This is a genomic window from Streptomyces sp. NBC_01197, from assembly GCF_036010505.1.
Lineage (GTDB): Bacteria > Actinomycetota > Actinomycetes > Streptomycetales > Streptomycetaceae > Streptomyces.
In genome coordinates, this window is record NZ_CP108569.1 from 4,128,637 (window position 1) to 4,145,548 (window position 16,912).

General features: G+C 69.7%; 15 protein-coding genes. 13 read left to right on the top strand and 2 right to left on the bottom strand.

Features of this window, described 5'->3' with window-relative positions; all coding sequences use genetic code 11:
• Positions 1-36 precede the first annotated feature (36 nt).
• The 3 genes from OG452_RS18895 to OG452_RS18905 all read left to right on the top strand — a co-directional run bounded on the left by OG452_RS18895 (position 37) and on the right by OG452_RS18905 (position 2,245).
• Positions 37-633: a DUF5819 family protein gene (locus OG452_RS18895; protein WP_405561805.1), complete on the top strand. Its 597-nt coding sequence runs from the start codon at positions 37-39 to the stop codon at positions 631-633.
• The gene (locus tag OG452_RS18900; protein ID WP_327296744.1) at positions 614-1,750 is read left to right on the top strand and encodes an HTTM domain-containing protein; all 1,137 of its coding nucleotides are present in this window, start codon (positions 614-616) and stop codon (positions 1,748-1,750) included. The genes OG452_RS18895 and OG452_RS18900 overlap by 20 nt, the downstream gene beginning before the upstream one ends.
• 105 nt (positions 1,751-1,855) lie before the next feature.
• Complete coding sequence (locus tag OG452_RS18905; protein ID WP_327296745.1) at positions 1,856-2,245, top strand: thiol-disulfide oxidoreductase DCC family protein; 390 nt, start codon at positions 1,856-1,858, stop codon at positions 2,243-2,245.
• A gap of 285 nt (positions 2,246-2,530) precedes the next feature.
• On the opposite strand, the gene OG452_RS18910 is transcribed toward OG452_RS18905, so the two are convergent.
• Both OG452_RS18910 and OG452_RS18915 read right to left on the bottom strand, forming a co-directional pair.
• Entirely contained in the window at positions 2,531-3,907 is a 1,377-nt protein-coding gene (locus OG452_RS18910) for an NDP-hexose 2,3-dehydratase family protein (RefSeq protein WP_327296746.1), read from the bottom strand.
• A gap of 42 nt (positions 3,908-3,949) precedes the next feature.
• Complete coding sequence (locus tag OG452_RS18915) at positions 3,950-5,188, bottom strand: nucleotide disphospho-sugar-binding domain-containing protein (protein WP_327296747.1); 1,239 nt, start codon at positions 5,186-5,188, stop codon at positions 3,950-3,952.
• 313 nt (positions 5,189-5,501) lie between these two features.
• Here OG452_RS18915 and OG452_RS18920 point away from each other — a divergent pair, with 313 nt between their 5' ends.
• The 10 genes from OG452_RS18920 to OG452_RS18965 all read left to right on the top strand — a co-directional run bounded on the left by OG452_RS18920 (position 5,502) and on the right by OG452_RS18965 (position 16,866).
• The gene (locus OG452_RS18920) at positions 5,502-6,704 is read left to right on the top strand and encodes a serine hydrolase domain-containing protein (protein WP_327296748.1); all 1,203 of its coding nucleotides are present in this window, start codon (positions 5,502-5,504) and stop codon (positions 6,702-6,704) included.
• Positions 6,705-6,751: 47 nt separating this feature from the next.
• On the top strand, positions 6,752-7,609 hold the full coding sequence (locus tag OG452_RS18925) for a TauD/TfdA dioxygenase family protein (protein WP_327296749.1): 858 nt from the start codon (positions 6,752-6,754) through the stop codon (positions 7,607-7,609).
• Positions 7,606-8,427 (top strand): HpcH/HpaI aldolase family protein, encoded by an 822-nt coding sequence (locus OG452_RS18930; RefSeq protein WP_327296750.1) that lies wholly within the window; start codon positions 7,606-7,608, stop codon positions 8,425-8,427. The genes OG452_RS18925 and OG452_RS18930 overlap by 4 nt, the downstream gene beginning before the upstream one ends.
• Positions 8,427-9,359 carry a PLP-dependent cysteine synthase family protein gene (locus tag OG452_RS18935; RefSeq protein WP_327296751.1) on the top strand — a complete coding sequence of 311 codons (933 nt, stop codon included), beginning with the start codon at positions 8,427-8,429 and terminating at the stop codon, positions 9,357-9,359. The genes OG452_RS18930 and OG452_RS18935 overlap by 1 nt, the downstream gene beginning before the upstream one ends.
• 327 nt (positions 9,360-9,686) lie before the next feature.
• Positions 9,687-11,489: an asparagine synthase (glutamine-hydrolyzing) gene (asnB, locus tag OG452_RS18940; RefSeq protein WP_327296752.1), complete on the top strand. Its 1,803-nt coding sequence runs from the start codon at positions 9,687-9,689 to the stop codon at positions 11,487-11,489.
• Entirely contained in the window at positions 11,486-12,496 is a 1,011-nt protein-coding gene (locus tag OG452_RS18945) for a PrpF domain-containing protein (RefSeq protein WP_327296753.1), read from the top strand. The genes asnB and OG452_RS18945 overlap by 4 nt, the downstream gene beginning before the upstream one ends.
• 14 nt (positions 12,497-12,510) lie before the next feature.
• Entirely contained in the window at positions 12,511-13,641 is a 1,131-nt protein-coding gene (locus OG452_RS18950; RefSeq protein ID WP_327296754.1) for an acyl-CoA dehydrogenase family protein, read from the top strand.
• Positions 13,629-14,993 (top strand): dihydroorotase, encoded by a 1,365-nt coding sequence (locus OG452_RS18955; RefSeq protein ID WP_327296755.1) that lies wholly within the window; start codon positions 13,629-13,631, stop codon positions 14,991-14,993. The genes OG452_RS18950 and OG452_RS18955 overlap by 13 nt, the downstream gene beginning before the upstream one ends.
• On the top strand, positions 14,990-16,237 hold the full coding sequence (locus OG452_RS18960; protein ID WP_327296756.1) for an FAD-dependent monooxygenase: 1,248 nt from the start codon (positions 14,990-14,992) through the stop codon (positions 16,235-16,237). Before OG452_RS18955 ends, OG452_RS18960 begins: the two co-directional genes overlap by 4 nt.
• Positions 16,238-16,260: 23 nt before the next feature.
• Positions 16,261-16,866, top strand: a complete 606-nt coding sequence (locus OG452_RS18965; protein WP_327296757.1) for an NADPH-dependent FMN reductase — start codon at positions 16,261-16,263, stop codon at positions 16,864-16,866.
• Positions 16,867-16,912: the final 46 nt, after the last annotated feature.

Genomic DNA, 16,912 nt, shown 5'->3' on the forward strand with positions numbered 1-16,912 from the left:
AGGCCGCGCAGAGCCCAACGGGTGGTGCGGGGAACGTTGAACACCGCTGTGGTCCTCTGTCTCGTCACGGCCCTGATGCATGTCGTCATGGTGTTTCTGCACGTGGCGCCTTCGAACGTCGTCTCACAGCGCTACAGCCGACAGGTGAACGCCTGGATCTATCCCCTCTTCGAACAGAACTGGCGGCTGTTCGCCCCAGACCCGGACTCCGTCAACCGGACGATCTCCGCACGGACCGCACACACGGCCCGGGACGGGTCGGTCCAGGTCAGTCCCTGGGTCGATCTGACCGCCATGGACGAGTCTGCCGTCAAGCACAACGTCTTTCCGAGCCACACCTCGCAGAACCTGCTGCGTCGTTCCTGGACGTCCTACGTCGAACTGCACGGTGGAGACGACAGCTCGCACTCGCCCCGGGCCGAGATGATGCGGCAGTACCTGCGCAACATCGCCGCCGACCGGATGACCGACCGGGACGGCAAGGCGTTCGAGTTCATCCAGCTCCGGGTGGTCACCCGGCCCATTGCCGCTTCAGGCACCGCGGGCAGTGACCGCCGTGCCACGTCCGCGAATGCCGAAACACGGCGTCTGCCCTGGTGGAAGGTGGCCTCCGATGTCTCCGACGGGAAATGACATGATCAGGCCCTCGGCAGCCCAGGACGGGGCGACCGGCCGGCGGCTGCTCGGATGGCTGACCGATCCCGCACACGGTGCGTGGGTGCTCCTGACCGGACGCCCTCTCTCGCTCTACGCGGTGTCGGTGCTTCGAGTCGGATACGGCCTGCTCTACCTCGTCTTCCTGCTGCGCGAGTTCCCGCACCGCGACGAGATCTGGGGCCCCGATTCACCGTGGACGCCCACGCTCGCGCGGCAGCTCTTCGCCCAGACCGGCTGGGCCAGTGTGCTCACCCTGTCGGACAGCCGCGCCTACTTCGAGATCTGCTACGCGGCGGCACTCGTCATCTGCGCCTTGTTCATGCTGGGCTGGCGGACCCGTGCCGTGTCCGTGCTCTTCGCTGCCGTCGTCACATCGTTCCACGCGAGGGCGATCTTCATGACGGACGGAGGCGACAACCTCGTCCTCCTGATGGCGCTCTACCTCGTCTTCACCGCATGCGGACGCCGCTGGTCCCTGGATGCCAGACGGGCCAGGCGCAGGCCCGCCAGGGGGGAGCCCGGCCGGTGGCGGTCCGACGTCGCACCACAACTACGCGAGGCACGGGAGACCTTGGTCACGGCCGCGCACAACTGTGGGCTCCTCGTGATCGCGGTTCAGGTCTGCTTCCTCTACGGCGCGGCCGGTCTTTACAAGGCACAGGGCGGAACCTGGGGTGCCGGAACCGCGTTGCACTATGTGCTGAACCTCGGGCTCTTCCAGCCATGGCCTGCGCTCTCCCACTGGGTAGACGGTCAGCAGGCCACCATCGCGGTGGCCGGCTATCTGACCGTGCTTCTCCAAATCGCCTTCCCCTTCGTCCTCTTCGGCAAGATGAAGTACCCGGTGCTGACCATGCTGCTTTGCATGCACATCGGTATCGCAGTACTCATGGGGCTGCCGCTGTTCTCCGGCGCGATGATCATCGCAGACGCGGTGTTCCTGCCGGATCGCTTCTACGTCGCGGTGCCAAACCTGTACCGACGGGTCTCGCGGCGGCAGAGTGCGCCGCGTACCGCGCCACGCACGGAGGCAGGGGAAGGAGTGGTGCCCAAGCAGGCCGGCCCTGGATCCCTCGTACGTGGCCGCCCCTGAAGGCCATGCCGTAAGTGACATCCCGGCCGGGCCAGACATCCCGCTGTTGTTCGAATTGATTACCCGCGTGGCCGCAGCAATCGGCTAATCCGCGACGAGGAGAAAATGCAGATGCAAGCTGTGCTTGTCTATGACGGGGACTGCGGTTTCTGTGCCAGCTCGGTGAAGTTCGCCGAGCGGCGTCTCCGCCCCCGTTGCGCGACCACACCGTGGCAGTGTGCAGATCTGGGGGCGCTTGGTATCACGCAGCAGCGTGCTGAGTACGAAGTCTTGTGGGTGACACCGGCAGGGGCGGTGCACGGCGGATGCCAGGCAGTTGCCAAGCTGTTCCTGAATGCACACAGTGGATGGCCGGTGTTGGGAGCGCTGCTGACCCTGCCCCCTGTGCGATGGGCGGCCCAGGGTGTTTACCGGCTCGTGGCGAATAATCGTCAGCGGATGCCAGGCGGAACGTCGGAGTGTGCGCTGCCGGCCCGACACAGGACGTATACGTAGTCAGATTCGCCGTGCCCAAGCGATGCGTGAGCGGACGGGGAAACACGGGTGGGACCGAGAGTCACGGGCGCGAGCAGCACCACGCCCCTGACCCGGAAGGACAGGACCCAGCGTGCAACCACGGCAGTACCGGCATGATCTCGCAGGCCCTTGTCATGCGTAGGCCATCGGTTCGAATCCGATAGGGGGCGCTGTGGGCCCCAGGTCGCGTAGCCCGTGACCTGGGGCTTTTTGCTTTTCTGTGCCCTTTTTCCTGATCGGCCCCCGTGAACCGGCGCGGCAGCGCTAGGCGGCCTTGGGCAGGGCAGGTGAGTCCAGGTCGGCGAAGCCCAGGAAGGTCAGCAGGCTCCGGGCCTCCACGTTGAGGTGGTTGCCGTAGCGTACGAACTCCGTGAGCTGGCGCAGCGTCATCCACATGTAGTTGTCCGGGACCTCCACCGGGAAGTCGTCGCCCGCCTCGACCAGCAGGTAGCGGTTCTGCGCGTGGTAGAAACGGCCGCCCTCCTCGGAGTGGATCGCCTCGAAGCGGACGCTCTCGGGCGGCGCGGTGAGCACCGTGTCGAGGAACCGCGGCCGCTCGCCGTCGGGGGCGGATCCGTAGTTGCCCGGCTGGCAGTGCACCGTCGGCGCCATTTCGATCACGTCGCCGGCCCCCGTCTCGATCCGGGCCTGCACCAGCAGATGCATCACACCCGCCACGCGCTTGGCCAGGAAGGCGATGACGCCCTCGCTGGACGGCTTGAGCATCACCTGGGACCAGCTGGCCACCTCGCGGTTGCTGGCGTCGACGTCGACGCCGACGACGCTGAAGTGCTTGTTCTCGTCATGGGTGATGGTGCCGTCGGACAAGGACCAGCTGTGCACCTTGGACAACGGGATGCGTTCCCGGGTCAGGGTGGCCCGGCACTTGGCCTCGGTGAACCAGCTCAGCAGCTCCGCTGTGTCGCGGTGGCTCCCTGAGCCCGGCTGCCACGATCGGGCCAGCGCGTTGCGGAACGTGTCGCCCCGGCGCTCGGAGCCGGTCAGCCGGAACAGGGCCGCGCCGGAGAGGACGGTCCGGGTGTCCATGTTCACGAGGTTGTCGACTGCCAGCAGTTCACTGAGCTGGTCGACGCCGAGCCAGCAGAAGTCGTCGAGCAGTTCGATGTCCTCCTCCACCTCGACGATCATGTTGCGATTGCGCTTGCCCAGGAACCACGACGCCTGCTCGGACTGGAGCGCGTCGTGCAGTACCCGGCCCCTGCGTGGGGAGACGAACCACTCCAGGTACGGGACCGCCTTGCCTCCGTGCACCTGTGTGTAGTTGCTCTTCGTCGCCTGGACGGTGGGCGAGAGCTGGACGAGGTTGATATTGCCCGGCTCCATCTTGGCCTGGAGCAGGAAGTGCGGTACGCCGTTGAACTGCTTGACGAGGCACCCGAGAATCCCGTACTCGGGCTGCACGATGATCGGTTGCTGCCAGGCGTCGACCTCGCGGCCGGAGTTCCTGATGTCCAGGCCCTCGACCGAGAAGAAGCGCCCGCTGCGGTGCACCAGGTTCCCGGTCCCCGGCTCGACGTGCCAGCCGTCGAGCCGGTCGAGCGGGACCTGGGCCACGCGGTACTCGTTCGCCTCGCACCGGTCGGTGAACCAGCTGGTGAAGTCGGCTATTCCAGAGAACAATTGGAGCTCCCAAGTACGGTTCGGACGCCGAGCCACAGCCCGCTACCGGGACTGCAGCTCCCGCATGAGTCGGTCGATCACGGCTGCGGGGCTGGGCTGGAGCGCCATCTCCTCGCTCACAGCCGCCGCCGCCTCGGCGTAGGCCGGATCGGTGAGCAGACGGTCGGCCAGCTCCCGTACGGTGGCCGGGTCCGCCTCGTCGAGCGGCAGTGACAGGCCGGCCTTGCAGTCGACGACCCGCTGTGCCACCAGGGGCTGGTCGGCGCCGTCGGGGAGTACCAACTGCGGTATTCCGCTGTGCAGCGCGGCGGCGGTGGTGCCCGAGCCGCCGTGGTGGACGATCAGTGAGCAGGTGTCGAGGAAGGCCGACAGCGGCAGGTATCCGGCCAGGCGTACGTTGTCGGGCAGTTCGCCGAGGGCCTCGAAGTCCGTCGAGTGGTCGGCGAGGACGATCTCGGCGTCCAGTTCACTCAGCGCCTGTATCAGCAGCAGAAGGCCACTGCCGTCGGACAGCAGCGGGATGACCGTGCCCAGGGTCAGGCAGATCCTCGGCCGCTCACTCCGGTTCAGCACCCACTCGGGCACGACGGAACCGCCGTTGTAGGGGACATAGCGCATCGGCCACCAGGGGGCTCCGCCCTCGGCGTCGGCCTGGTCCTCGGCCAGGCCGCCGAGGCTCGGGGGACGCGGGTCGATACGGGCGACCAGCCGGGGCCGGCGGTCGCCGATGCCCAGCCGTTCCCGCAGTCCGGTGATGACCGGCGAGTCCTCGTCGATGACACCGGTGCGGTGGTTCCGCGCGCCGCTCTCCTTGATGCCCTCGTCGCGCATCGACCACGAGACGCGGTTGCCGACCTCCAGCGACGGAACCCCCAGCGCGGCGGCTGCCAGCAGGCCGGCCGCGTGGTCGGACGGATACACCACCAGGTCCGCCCCGAAGCTGCGGCCGGCCTCGATGGTGCCCTCGGTCATGGCGAGCGTGAAGAGGTCGAAGGGCTTCATCTCACGGGCCGCCTCCCAGTAGCCCGGCGGCAGTTCAGGCCCTGGTTCTCCGCCGTCCGGCTCGGGGGCCCCGCTCTTCTGTGCGAGCAGCAGATCCGCGCCGACGTCGCGGTGCGGGAAGACGTCGACGGTCGGGAGCCCGGACTCCGCCGCGGCACCTGTCACATAGGCGGTGGTGGCGAGCAGGACCTCGTGCCCGGCGGCCCGAGCGGCCCACACCAGTGGCACGACCGGCAGCAGCAGCCCATAGCCGGGTGCGGCAGGAAAGAGGATTTTCATGACGTGGATGCTGCCACAGGGCAACCATGAATTGGGAAGCCCGGCCCGGGCGAATTCGGTCTTCAATTCGAGTTACAGGAATGCACCATCGTCATTCGAGTGCGGCCCTAGTGAGACTCCGTTACCGAGCGGAATTACGGAGTCGGAAACTTCGCAACCCCAGGGCCCCGGCGCCGGCGGACATTGCGCACCTTCTCTCCTTTTTCGGCGGCATCCCGTATCGCCCCAGCGTCGCATTGCCGGGATTTGAGCGAGGCCCGAGTGGCGAAAGTATCGTCGTGGGTGAGCCGCATAAAAATGGAGGTTGGGTGCTGTGAGTGGTATTCCGCGGGGCGGGTCGGTGGAGGACGCGTTCGCCGAGGTGGCGGAGGCGTTCGAGGCGAACTTCGCGTCGGGCGCGGAGGTGGGGGCCGGTGTGTGCGTCTACCACCGCGGCCGGCCGGTGGTGAACCTCTGGGGCGGCACCGCGAGCAAGAACGACGACGACCCGTGGCGGCCCGGGACGCTCGGGTTGCTCGCTTCGCCCACCAAGGCGCTGGTCGCGGTGTCGGCGCTGCTGCTGGTGGAGCGGGGGCTCCTGGAGCTGGACACGCCGATCGCCGCGTACTGGCCCGAGTTCGCCGCGGGCGGCAAGGAGAACATCACGCTGCGGATGGTGCTCAGCCACCGTTCGGGAGTGGTGTGCCTGGACCACGCCCCGATCACGCATGAGGCCATGCGCGCCCACACCCCGATCGCCGAGGCACTCGCCGCGGCGCGCCCGGAGTGGGAGCCCGGCACCGCACACGGCTATCACGGCATCACCTTTGGGTACCTGGTGAGCGAACTGGTGCGGCGGAGGACCGGGCTGACCGTCGGCCGGTTCTTCGCGCGGGAGATCGCCGGGCCGCTCGGACTCGACTGCTACATCGGCCTGCCCGACCAGGACGCCGTCCATGTCGCCACCATGTTCCAGTCCAAGGCCGAGGCCCTGTTCGCAGGCGATGACCTTGACCTGGCCTCGTTCATCGACTCCACCTCGCTGACCTACCGTTCGATGATGGGCAGCCTGGCGCTGGGCGGCCGTGCGGTCGCACTGGAGGCGGAGGATCCGTCCTACGGGGGGCAAGCCAGTGCGCCTTCGCTCGCCCGCTTCATGGCCGCGCTGATCGGCGAGGTCGACGGCATCCGGCTCCTCGGCCCCGCCACCCTGGCGGAAATGACACGGCCTCATTCCGAAGGCCATTGCCTGGTGACGCTGACGCAGTGCAACTGGGGCCTCGGATTCCAGGTGCCCGATCATGCGGTGTTCCCAGCCTCGGCCGGCCTCGACACCGCTTTCGGTCTCAGCGCGGCGACCGGCTCGTACATCTTCGCCGACCCCGAGTACGACCTCGCGTTCGGCTACATGCAAAATGCCGGCTCGCCGGTGATGGGAAGTCTGGACGATCGTCCCCGACGACTCATCGAGGCCGTCTACCGCAGTGTCGGAAAGGCCGGCCATCGGGAGGACCGGCCCGTCGCATTCAGTGAATAGCCGTTCCTGATCTTCTTCCAGCCGCTGCAGATGAAGGGAACAAAGAAGTGTCCTTGGATATCCGCAAATTAGGTGGCCGTATCGGTGCCGAGGTGATCGGCGTGGATCTGAGCAGGGAGCTGCCCGATCCGGTCTTCGCCCAGGTCCGTCAGGGACTTCTTGAGCACAAGGTGCTCTTCTTCCGGGACCAGGAGATCACTGACGAGGAGCAATTGGCCTTCGCCGGCCGTTTCGGCCCGCTGACGCAGAAGCACCCGATGATGCGCACCGCCGATGGGAATCCCCAGGTGATCCCGGTCGACGGTGAGGACCAGCGCGCGGACCACTGGCACACCGACATCAGCTTCACACCGACTCCGTCAATGGGGACGACGCTGCGCAGTGTCGTCCTGCCGCCCTACGGCGGCGACACGATGGTCGCCAACGGTGAGGCCGCCTACCGGCAACTCCCGCCGGAGCTGCGGGAGATCGCGGACAGACTCTGGGCCGTCCACACCAACCACGCCGAGCAGCCGAGGCTCCGCACCGCTCGCGGTGAGGCGACACGCAAGGCGTTCCTCGCCAAGCGGTTCGAGACCGCGCATCCCGTGGTGCGGGTGCATCCGGAGTCCGGCGAACCGTCTCTGTTCCTCGGCGGTTTCGCCCAGCGCCTGGTCGGCCTGACCTTGCGCGAGTCCCGCCCGATCATCGACGTACTCCAGTCCTATGTGCACCGGCCGGAGAACGTGGCGCGGTGGACCTGGCGGCCGGGCGACGTACTGATCTTCGACAACCGCAACACACAGCACTTCGCGGTCAACGACTACGACAGCCACAAGCGGGTGCTGAACCGGGTCTCGATCACCGGTGACGTGCCGGTGGGCCTCGACGGCAAGAGCAGCTACGTGATCGAGGAGGGCCAGTGAGCTCCGGACGGCGCGATCCGGGAGCCTTCGCAGCCCGGCTGCGGAGCCGGGAGAGGCTCGTCGGCTACTGGATCGCATGCGACAACCCGGTCGGGACCGAGCGCATCGCGGGCGTCGGCTACGACTACATCGGCGTCGACGGCCAGCACGGTGTCCTTCACCAGCAGGGCTGGCAGTCCGCGATGCTCGCCGTGGACGCCATGGGGTCTTCGGCGGGAATCATCCGTGTCCCGTCGGTCGACCCGATCGCCATCGGGGCGGCCCTGGACTCGGGGGCGCGCGCGGTGATCGTCCCCATGGTCGAGACGGCCGAGGAGGCGGCGGTCGCCGCCCGCGCCTGCCGGCACTGGCCCGTGGGCACTCGCAGCCTGGGGGGACCGGTGCGCGCGGAGCTCCGGCTCGGCGCCGTTCCAGGAGAGCTGGACGACGCGGTGGCCTGCATCGCGATGATCGAGACCGCCGGCGCGATGGACAATCTGGTGTCGATCTGCGCCACCCCGCACCTGGACGCGGTGTACGTCGGTCCGGCGGACCTGTCCGTCGCGCTCGGGGCCGCGTACTTCGGCGACCCGGCGGTTCAGGACCGCCTGGAACAGGCGCTGAAGGACGTCACCGGAGCCGCGGCCGAGGCGGGCATCGCATGCGGGATCCACTGTCTGGACGGCTCCACGGCCGCCCGACGGCTGACCGAGGGGTTCACCTTCGCCACGGTGTCGAGCGACATCACTCATCTGCAAGAGGCGGCGGCCTCCCATCTGGCCGCCGCGCTCGGTACGCGAGCAGCCGCTCGCGTCACGGAAACGGATCGTAAACCGTGATGACGGGGGCTGTTCCGCGGCCGGTCCGCTCCCTGGAGGAGCTGGTGGGCCACACTCCGACGATGGAGGTGCGGCTGCCCGGAGTCCCCGACGGGGTGCGGCTGCTGGCCAAGCTGGAGATGTTCAATCCGCTGTTCAACGTGAAGGACCGGGCGGTCCTCTACATGCTGCGGGAGGCGGAGCGGACCGGTCTGCTGCCCGCACGGGGCGGCACCGTGATCGAGTGCTCGTCGGGCAGCACCGGCATCTCGCTGGCGGCCGTGTGCGCCGTGCGCGGTCATCGGTGCATCATCGTCATGCCGGACAACGCGACCGCGGAACGGCGCCAGATCCTGCGCGAATTCGGCGCGGAGACCGTACTGGTGCCGCACGCGGAAGGGCTGCTGCCCGCCTGGAAGTTCGCTGAGGAGATGCAGAGGGAGATCCCCGGCTCCTGGCTGCCCCACCAGGACCGTAATCCGGCCAACGTGCGTGCGCACTACGAGACGACCGGGCCGGAGATCTGGGAGGCGTGCGCCGGGCGGGCGGATGTCTTCGTGTGCGGGGTGGGGACCGGCGGAACGCTGACCGGGGTGGCCCGCTACCTCAAGGAGCGTGGGGAGGTGCACGTGGTCGCCGTCGAACCCGAACGTTCGGCGGTCCTGTCCGGCGGGGGAGCGGGTCCGCACGGGATTCCCGGTATCGGGGCGGGCTACGTGTCGGACATCACCGATCGCGGTGTCATCGACGAGGTCATCACCGTGCCGGACAAGGCGGCGGCGACCGTACGACGGGAGATCACCCTGGCCACCGGCCTGCTCACCGGTGTGTCCTCCGGCGCTGTGGCGCACGTCTGCCGTGTGCTGAGCCGGCGTGAGCGCTGGGCGGGGGCGACGATCGTGACCGTCTTCCCCGATACCGGGGAGCGCTATCTGTCCATGGCTTCGGAGTAGTGCCGCGACAGGTGAGTCCGCCCCGCCGCGGCGCTGGGCCGTGTCCGCGAAGTCGCGCCGGGCTCGCGACCTCGCGGACGCGGCCCGGAGCCTGTCTCAGGGCGTGGCCGGTCCTCGGGTCTCCGTGCGCGCAGGGGAGCGGGCGGGGGGAGCGGGATCGTTTGTCGTCCCCAACCGGCCCATTGGCACTGAGAGTTCATTGGGCCTTTCGTGCCTCTGTCACTGGATCGACGACCTGATTCGCACAGCTCAATGAGCACAACCTGACGGTCCTTGGCTGACCGGACCGCCATATCCGCACCGCGGTCCTGGGGGAGGAAAAAGAAGATGTGCCGTATCTACGGCTATTTCAATGCCAGTGCGTCACCGAGCGAGATGAAGACGGTCAGCGCACTGCAACGGCACGGAGGGCCGGACCACACGGGAATGTCCCGGGCCCCCGGCTGGGGCCTGGGCAGCAACAGACTCGCCGTGATCGACCTCGACGGCGGCATCCAGCCATACGAGATCGACGGGCGGATCTCGGTCGTGTTCAACGGCGAGATCTACAACCACGACGCTCTGCGGGACCAGCTGAGGCAGCGCGGCCACACCTTCGCCGACCGCTGCGACGGCGCGATCATTCCGGCCCTGTACGAGGAGTACGGGGAAAGGTTCACCGACCACCTCGACGGCATGTACGCCATCGCCGTGCTGGACCTGCGCGAGCGGCCGGAACTGCTCCTGGCCACCGACCACATGGGGATGAAGCCGCTCTACTACCGATGGGACCCGGCTGACAGGTCGCTGCGCTTCTCGTCCGAGATCCCGGCATTGCTGGCCTTCGAGGGGCTCGGCAGGACGATCTGGGAACCGGGGCTCGACGCGTACCTCGCGAGCAAGACGCCGTTCGGCGAGCGCACCATGTTCGAGGAGATCAGGGTCCTGCCGGCAGCCACCACGCTGCGGTGCAAGCTGGGCGGGGCACCCGATGTGGTGCGCCGTGCGCCCGCTCCCGCGCCGGTTCCCGCCGACGTGGACAAGGCGGCCGAGCTGGTGCGCGAGACTCTGCGCACGGAGGTCGGACGCCTCCTGGTCGCCGATGTCCCGGTCGCAGTGATCACCTCGGGCGGCCTCGACTCCAGTCTGGTGACCGCTCTGGCGGCCGAGCACGGGCCCGTGCACTCGTTCAACATCGCCTATCGGGGCACCTGGCCGTTCGAGGAGCGGCACTTCGCCCGGCAGGCCGCCGAGCATGCGGGCGCCGTCTACCACCAGGTCGAACTGGACCCGGCGACCCTGCCCGAACTGATCGAGGACGTGGTCTGGCACCTCGGCCAGCCCAACGCCGACCCGATCACCGTGAGCACCTACGCCCTGTTCGCCGCGGTGCGGGAGGCCGGATTCAAGGTCGCGCTCACCGGGGACGCGGCGGATGAGGTGTTCGGCGGCTATGCGCGGATGCACGCGGCACACGAGGCCGCTCCGGCCGGCCCCGAGTGGTACGCGCGCTATCTCGACGCGCTGGCCGTCGTCCCCGCCGACCGGCGGCACTCGCTCTACACAGACGACTACCGGCTGCTCGTCGAGGGCGTACCTGCGATCCCCGCCGAGGCTCTCGGCCCGCTGCGCGGTGGCGAAGGCACGGTGCTCCAGCGCGTCACCGACTTCGAACTCGCCTACCGGCTGCCCGCCTACCACCTGCGCAGGGTGGACCACCTCAGCATGGCGCACTCGGTCGAGTCGCGACTGCCCTTCTGCCAGCCCAGCGTCACCTCGCTGGGCCGGGGGCTGCCCGACCGGCTCAGGATCGGCGGCGGCAAGGTCAAGCGGACGCTCTACGGTGCGGCCGCCGGCCTGGTCCCCGACGCGGTGCACGAGCGAGTGAAGCAGCCGTTCACGCTTCCCGTCACGGCCATGATCGCTCCCGGGTCACCCCTGTGGGAGATGGCGCGGGACACTCTCGCGACGAGTCGGCTGCGCTCCGCCGGCCGGCTCGACCCGAACGCGGTCGACGCCCTCTTCGAGACACAGGCGCAGCGGCCCGACGACACCACCGCGCTGACCATCTGGGCGCTGATGACGCACGAGGTGTGGCGGGACCAGTTCCAGGGGACGACGAGACCGGTCGACGTCGGGGCCGCGGCATGATCGCGCATCTCGCGTACGCGACAGGCAGCCCCTGCCCCACGCTCGTCCTCGCCGCCGACACGGTTCCGCAGACCGAGAGCGCCCTGCTGGAGCATCTGGCCGGCGTCCGGCGTCTCCTCGACGCGACCGGCAACGGGCATGTGCTCAAGATCGCGCTGGTGCGTCCTTCCCCGCACCCCATGTACGACCTGGAGTACCGCTTCGTACAGGCGCTGCCGGGGGCGGCGGAGTCGTTCGACCTGCGAGGGTCGTGCGGGCACTCGATCCTGTCCTCGGCCGTCGTCGCCGAGCGGATGGGCATGCTGCCCCGGTTGTCCGTGGGCACCAGGGTGCGGGTGCATGTCCTCAACAACGGCGACAGCGTGGTGTGCGAGGTCGACGCCGTCGACCGCGACACGGCGCGGTTCACCGTGCATTCCGTGCCCACCAGGGTGATTCCGTTGACGGAACTGCTGATCACCGGCGAGCCGCGGACCGCGGTGGCGGTCGACGGTGAGCTGCACCAAGTGTCGCTGGTGTCGTCCGGCAACGCGTACGCGTTCCTCGACGCGCGCACGGTGGGCGTCAAGGACCCCGACGCGCTGTTCGCCGGCGGTGATGCCCTCTTCGGGGTTCTCGCCCGGATCCGCGCTGCGGTGACGGACCAGCTGGGCTGGGCCGCGGGCGGGGCGTTCCCCAAAATCGCCGCCCTGCTGCCGGTGGAGGCGGGCCGGATCGCCGCGCGGGCGATCTCGGTGCCCTCGTGGCATCCGACCATCGCGCTGACCGGTGCGGTGTGTCTCGGCTCGGCCATCCGGGTCCCCGGCACCGTGCCCTGGCGGATAGCGCAGGAGCTGGGCTGCCCGGACGGCCTGGAGATCGTCACGCCCGGCGGCCGCACCGCGGTGACCACGGCCGTCCAGGACATCGACGGGGTGGCCTCGCTGTGCTGGGTCTCCGTCGAACGTAAACGGGTGACATTCCAGGGGGCGTTCCCGCTGGAGCCGTCGGCACCAACCACGTTGTGAGGAGTTCACCGGAAATGCCTGGCACCGTCCACGACGTCCGAACCGACACCGATATCGACCCCGAACTGGCCGTGAGACTGCGGCAGTCGGCCGACCGGACCGCTCTCACCGGGCAACCGGACCACGAGACGCTGGCCGAGCTGCGTGCGTCGGGTCTGCTCGCCACCGCGGTCCCCCGTGAGTACGGCGGGGCGGGGGGTGACGCGACCGACGTCAACGGGGTCGTCGAGCGGCTCGCGCGGCTGAACCCGTCCCTGGCCATCATGGCTTTCCAGCACTTCGCGGTGAGCTCCCGGATCACCGAGTGGGGCTCGCCAGGACAGAAGCGGGAACTCCTGCCGCGGCTGGCGGACGGCACCTGCCTCGCCGCCTCCGCGTGGAGCGAGCAAGGCGCGGGCGCGGCGAAGCGCGACCTCAGCAGTACCGCCGTGCGCCGGCCCGACGGGAGCTGGGTGCTCGACGGGGCGAAGTCCTTCACCACCACCGCGTCGGTCGCCGATGTGTACCTCGTCCTGGTGCGCACGGGGGACCGGCCCGTGGATACGGGCAGCGGCTACGGGGCGGCCGGACAGACCTTCTTCCTCATCGAGGCGGGCCACCCGGGGCTGTTCCCCGATCTGAGCCTCGATCTCGTCGGCATGAGGGGGTCGGCGACCGGGTTCGTCTCGATGCGCGAGTGCGTCGTCGCCGACACGGACCGGCTGGGCCCCGAGGGCCGGGCGGCGCAGATCATCGCGGGGGTACGGGAGTCGGGGGCCTCGCTGGGCGCGGTCGCCGTGGGGGCCGCCCAGGCGGCGTTCGAGCTGCTGGTCGAACACCTGCGACAGCGGGGCCAGTTGGCGTCGCCGGTCGTCAGGGACCGGCTCGTGTCCATGGCGACAAGGGTCGAGTCGGCGCGGGCGGTGGTCGAGAGGGCGGGCGCCCGGTCGTCGGCCGACCCCGGAACGACCACGCTGCACAGCAAGTTGCACGCCTCCGCGGTGGCCGAGGAGATCTGTCTTGAGGCGGCCGGGATGCTCGGCTCGGCCGGATACACGGCCGCCTCGGGTATCAACCGGCTGCTCTCCGATGTCCGGGCCGTGGCCCTGATGGGGCCGACCAACGCCCTCTGCAGAGAACTGGTGGCTTCGACATGGCCGAACTGACCACCGCCGACCTCGCCGTCACCGCCGGAAGACTCGTGACTCCCACGGGGGTCCGGGCGGGCACGGTGCTGATCGCGGACGGGCGCGTCCTCGCCGTCCTGGAACCAGGTGCCGCACCGCCCCCCGGGGTGACGGTGGTCGACGCCGGCGACTGCTACGTCCTGCCCGGCCTGATCGACTCCCATGTGCACTTCCGTACCCCGGGCCTGACGTACAAGGAGGACTGGGAGCACGGGAGCCGGGCGGCCGTGGCGGGCGGTGTCACCACGGTGCTGGACATGCCCAACACCAGCCCGCCGGCGCTGACCGCCGACGAGATCCGGGAGAAGGCGGCGCTGATCGCGGGCCATTCCCTGGTCGACCACCGGTTCCACATCGGAGCTGACCCGGCCCGGCCGGAGGCGCTGGCCGGACTCGACCCCGCAGTCGCCACCAGCGCGAAGATCTTCATGGCCGGTCACCACACGGCTCCGACCGTGTTCCGTGACCCGGCGCAGCTGGAGAAGGCATTCATCGCCGCGGCGGAGTCCGGGGTACGACTGGTGCTGCACGCCGAGGACGGCGAACTCTTCTCGCTGCTCGACGGGTGGTGGGGCGCCCCGGACAGCTATCTGGACTACGAGGCGCGCCGCCCGCGCAGCGGCGGGATCTCGGCGGTGGCGAAGGTCATCGAACTGGTCCGGCGGCACGGCACCGAGGCGCACGTACTCCACCTCTCCAGCCGGGAGGAGGCGGATCTGGTGTGCGCCGCCCGCGCCGCGGGACTGCCCGTCACCTTCGAGGTGACGGGGCACCACCTGTCGTTCACCGACACCGACACCCTGCGTCTGGGTGCCCGGACGAGGCTGTCGCCCTCGATCCGCCAGCAGAGCGACCAGGACCGGCTGTGGCAGGCACTGGCAGCCGGTCAGGCCGACACGATCGGCAGTGACCACGCGCCCCACACGATCGAGGAGAAGACCCGGACGGTCCAGGAGTCGCCGCCGGGCCAGCCCGGCGTACAGGAACTGGCGGTCGCGGTGTGGACGGGTATGCGCAGACGGCTGCCCGACGAACATCCCGACGTCGCGGTCACCCGCCTGGTCCGCCATCTGTCGGCGCGGCCCGCTGAACTCTTCGGTCTGCGGGACAAGGGGCGGATCGCCCCGGGAGCAGACGCCGACCTGGTGTTCTTCGCCCCGGACGACCCCTGGATGCTGTCGGCGCGGAGCGTGCGGTCCAAGTGCGGCTGGTCGGCGTACGAGGGCTGGACGATGGCCGGCCGGGTGCTGCGGACCATGCGGCGCGGCGAGGTCGTCTGGGATGCCGACAACGGCACGTTCGGCTCGTACGAGGGACGGTGGATCCAGTGAGCGTCAGCCACCGTGCGGTCGTGGCGGGCGGCGGGATCGGCGGTCTGGCGACCGCCGCCGCCTTGGCGTCCTCGGGGCTCGCGGTCACTGTGATCGAGCGTGCGGCGCGCATCGAGGACGTCGGGTCCGGTCTGCTGCTCTACCAGAACGGCATCGCCGCGGCCGACGCCATCAGCTCCCGGCTGGGCGCGGGGATCCGCGCGGCCGGACATGTGGTGGGCCCCGACGAGGTGCGGGTGCTGATGGACTCGGCCGGCCGGGTCCTGACCCGGGAGCCGATCGGTGAGATGGGCCGGCGCCTGGGCCTGCCCCAGGTGCCCATCCTGCGGACGGCGCTGCAGAACCTGCTGCTGCGGGAGGCGGCAGCGGCGGGGGCGGACATCCGCCTCGGCACTGCCGTGGAGGGGTACGACCAGGACGGCGGCCAGGTGTCCGTGCGCCTGTCGGACGGCACCACCCTGGACAGCGATGTCCTGGTGGCGGCCGACGGCCTCAACTCCGCGGTGCGCGCCGCCATGTTGCGGGACGGCCCGCCCCAGTACCTGGGGTACACCTCGGTCCGGGGCCGGACCGTCGGGTCCGAGCTGCACCCCCGGTCGTTCGTCGTCAACGGGGTGGGCGTACAGATCTTCGTGGCCCCGGCCGACGGGGAGACGCTGTACTGGACGGCGAAGATCACCTCTCCGCCGGGTGTCTGGCCGGCCATGGGGCAGGAGGGTGCGCTCGCGGCGCTGCTCGGCCGCATCGCCGGCTGGCACGAGCCGGTCGTACGGGTGATCCGTGCCGCTGCCCCGGCGGACCTGTCGGTGACGGACATCCACGACCGGGACCCGGTGTCGTGCTGGGTGGACGGCCGGGTGGCCCTGCTCGGCGACGCCGCACACCCGATGGCACCCGCGATGGGCCAGGGCGCGAACACGGCGATCGAGGACGCGGTCGTGCTCGCCGAGTCACTGAGGGCGTGTGCCGATCCGGGCGAGGCCCTCATCCGCTACCAGGCGCAGCGCGTCGGGCGCACGGCCCGGATCGTGCTGCACTCGCGCAGCCAGGGCGCCCTCGACCAGGGCGCGAGCCGGGAGCACGCGCGGGTGCGCGACGGCGCCATGAGGCAGCGGGGCCGCAAGGACGCCGCCACGCTCGACGTCGTCGACTGGCGGCCGGGTACGGCTGTTCCTCTCACCGAAGCGGACTGGGTCCGAACGATCCCGGTCCGCCGGACAGGCGCCGACGCGGCCGGCGCATGACATCGACGGAGGTTGTCACTGCAGTGGACACACCGAACATAGTGCTCGTCAGCGGATCGCTGAGGGCGGACTCGACCTCGGACCGGGTGGCGCGCTGGTGCGCGCGGCAGTGCGCGAAACAGGGGGCCTCCGCACGCGTGTTCACAGGGGCCGAGCTGCAGTTTCCCTTCTACCGGCCCGGTCTGTCCGAACAGGGCGGCGAGACCGGCGGGTTCGTGCGCGCGCTGAGCCGCGCGGACGGGCTCGTTCTCGTCTCGCCCACGTATCACGGCACGGTCTCCGGGCTGCTGAAGAACGCCCTGGACTACGCCAACGACCTGGTCGCACCCCGGATGTTCCTGGAGGGAGTGCCGGTCGGCTGCGTCGCGGTCGGCGCCGGGGCGCAGGGCATGGCATCCACCCTGACCACCCTGCGCACGATCGGCCACGCCCTGCGCGCCTGGCCGACGCCCCTCGGGGTGACCGCGCGCGACTGGGCCGACGACGAGGCGCTGATGACGGACGACCTGTCGTCCGAACAGCGCCAGTCCCGCGCCCGGATGGCCGTGATGATCTCCCAGGTGCTCCCCATGGCGTCCCTGAACGCCGCCGCTTCGTCCCGGCAGCGCCTGGCCGCCAGCCGCAGCTGACCCCCACACCGATCACCGCACCTTTCGCCACACCGTTCACCGCATC

Excerpts from the sequence above, each read along its gene's own strand:
- OG452_RS18950 (WP_327296754.1), top strand. The coding sequence starts at position 12,511 with ATGCCTGGCACCGTCCACGACGTCCGAACCGACACCGATATCGACCCC.
- OG452_RS18900 (WP_327296744.1), top strand. The coding sequence starts at position 614 with ATGTCTCCGACGGGAAATGACATGATCAGGCCCTCGGCAGCCCAGGAC.
- OG452_RS18935 (WP_327296751.1), top strand. The coding sequence starts at position 8,427 with ATGACGGGGGCTGTTCCGCGGCCGGTCCGCTCCCTGGAGGAGCTGGTG.
- OG452_RS18915 (WP_327296747.1), bottom strand. The coding sequence starts at position 5,188 with ATGAAAATCCTCTTTCCTGCCGCACCCGGCTATGGGCTGCTGCTGCCG.
- OG452_RS18945 (WP_327296753.1), top strand. The coding sequence starts at position 11,486 with ATGATCGCGCATCTCGCGTACGCGACAGGCAGCCCCTGCCCCACGCTC.
- OG452_RS18905 (WP_327296745.1), top strand. The coding sequence starts at position 1,856 with ATGCAGATGCAAGCTGTGCTTGTCTATGACGGGGACTGCGGTTTCTGT.
- asnB (WP_327296752.1), top strand. The coding sequence starts at position 9,687 with ATGTGCCGTATCTACGGCTATTTCAATGCCAGTGCGTCACCGAGCGAG.
- OG452_RS18955 (WP_327296755.1), top strand. The coding sequence starts at position 13,629 with ATGGCCGAACTGACCACCGCCGACCTCGCCGTCACCGCCGGAAGACTC.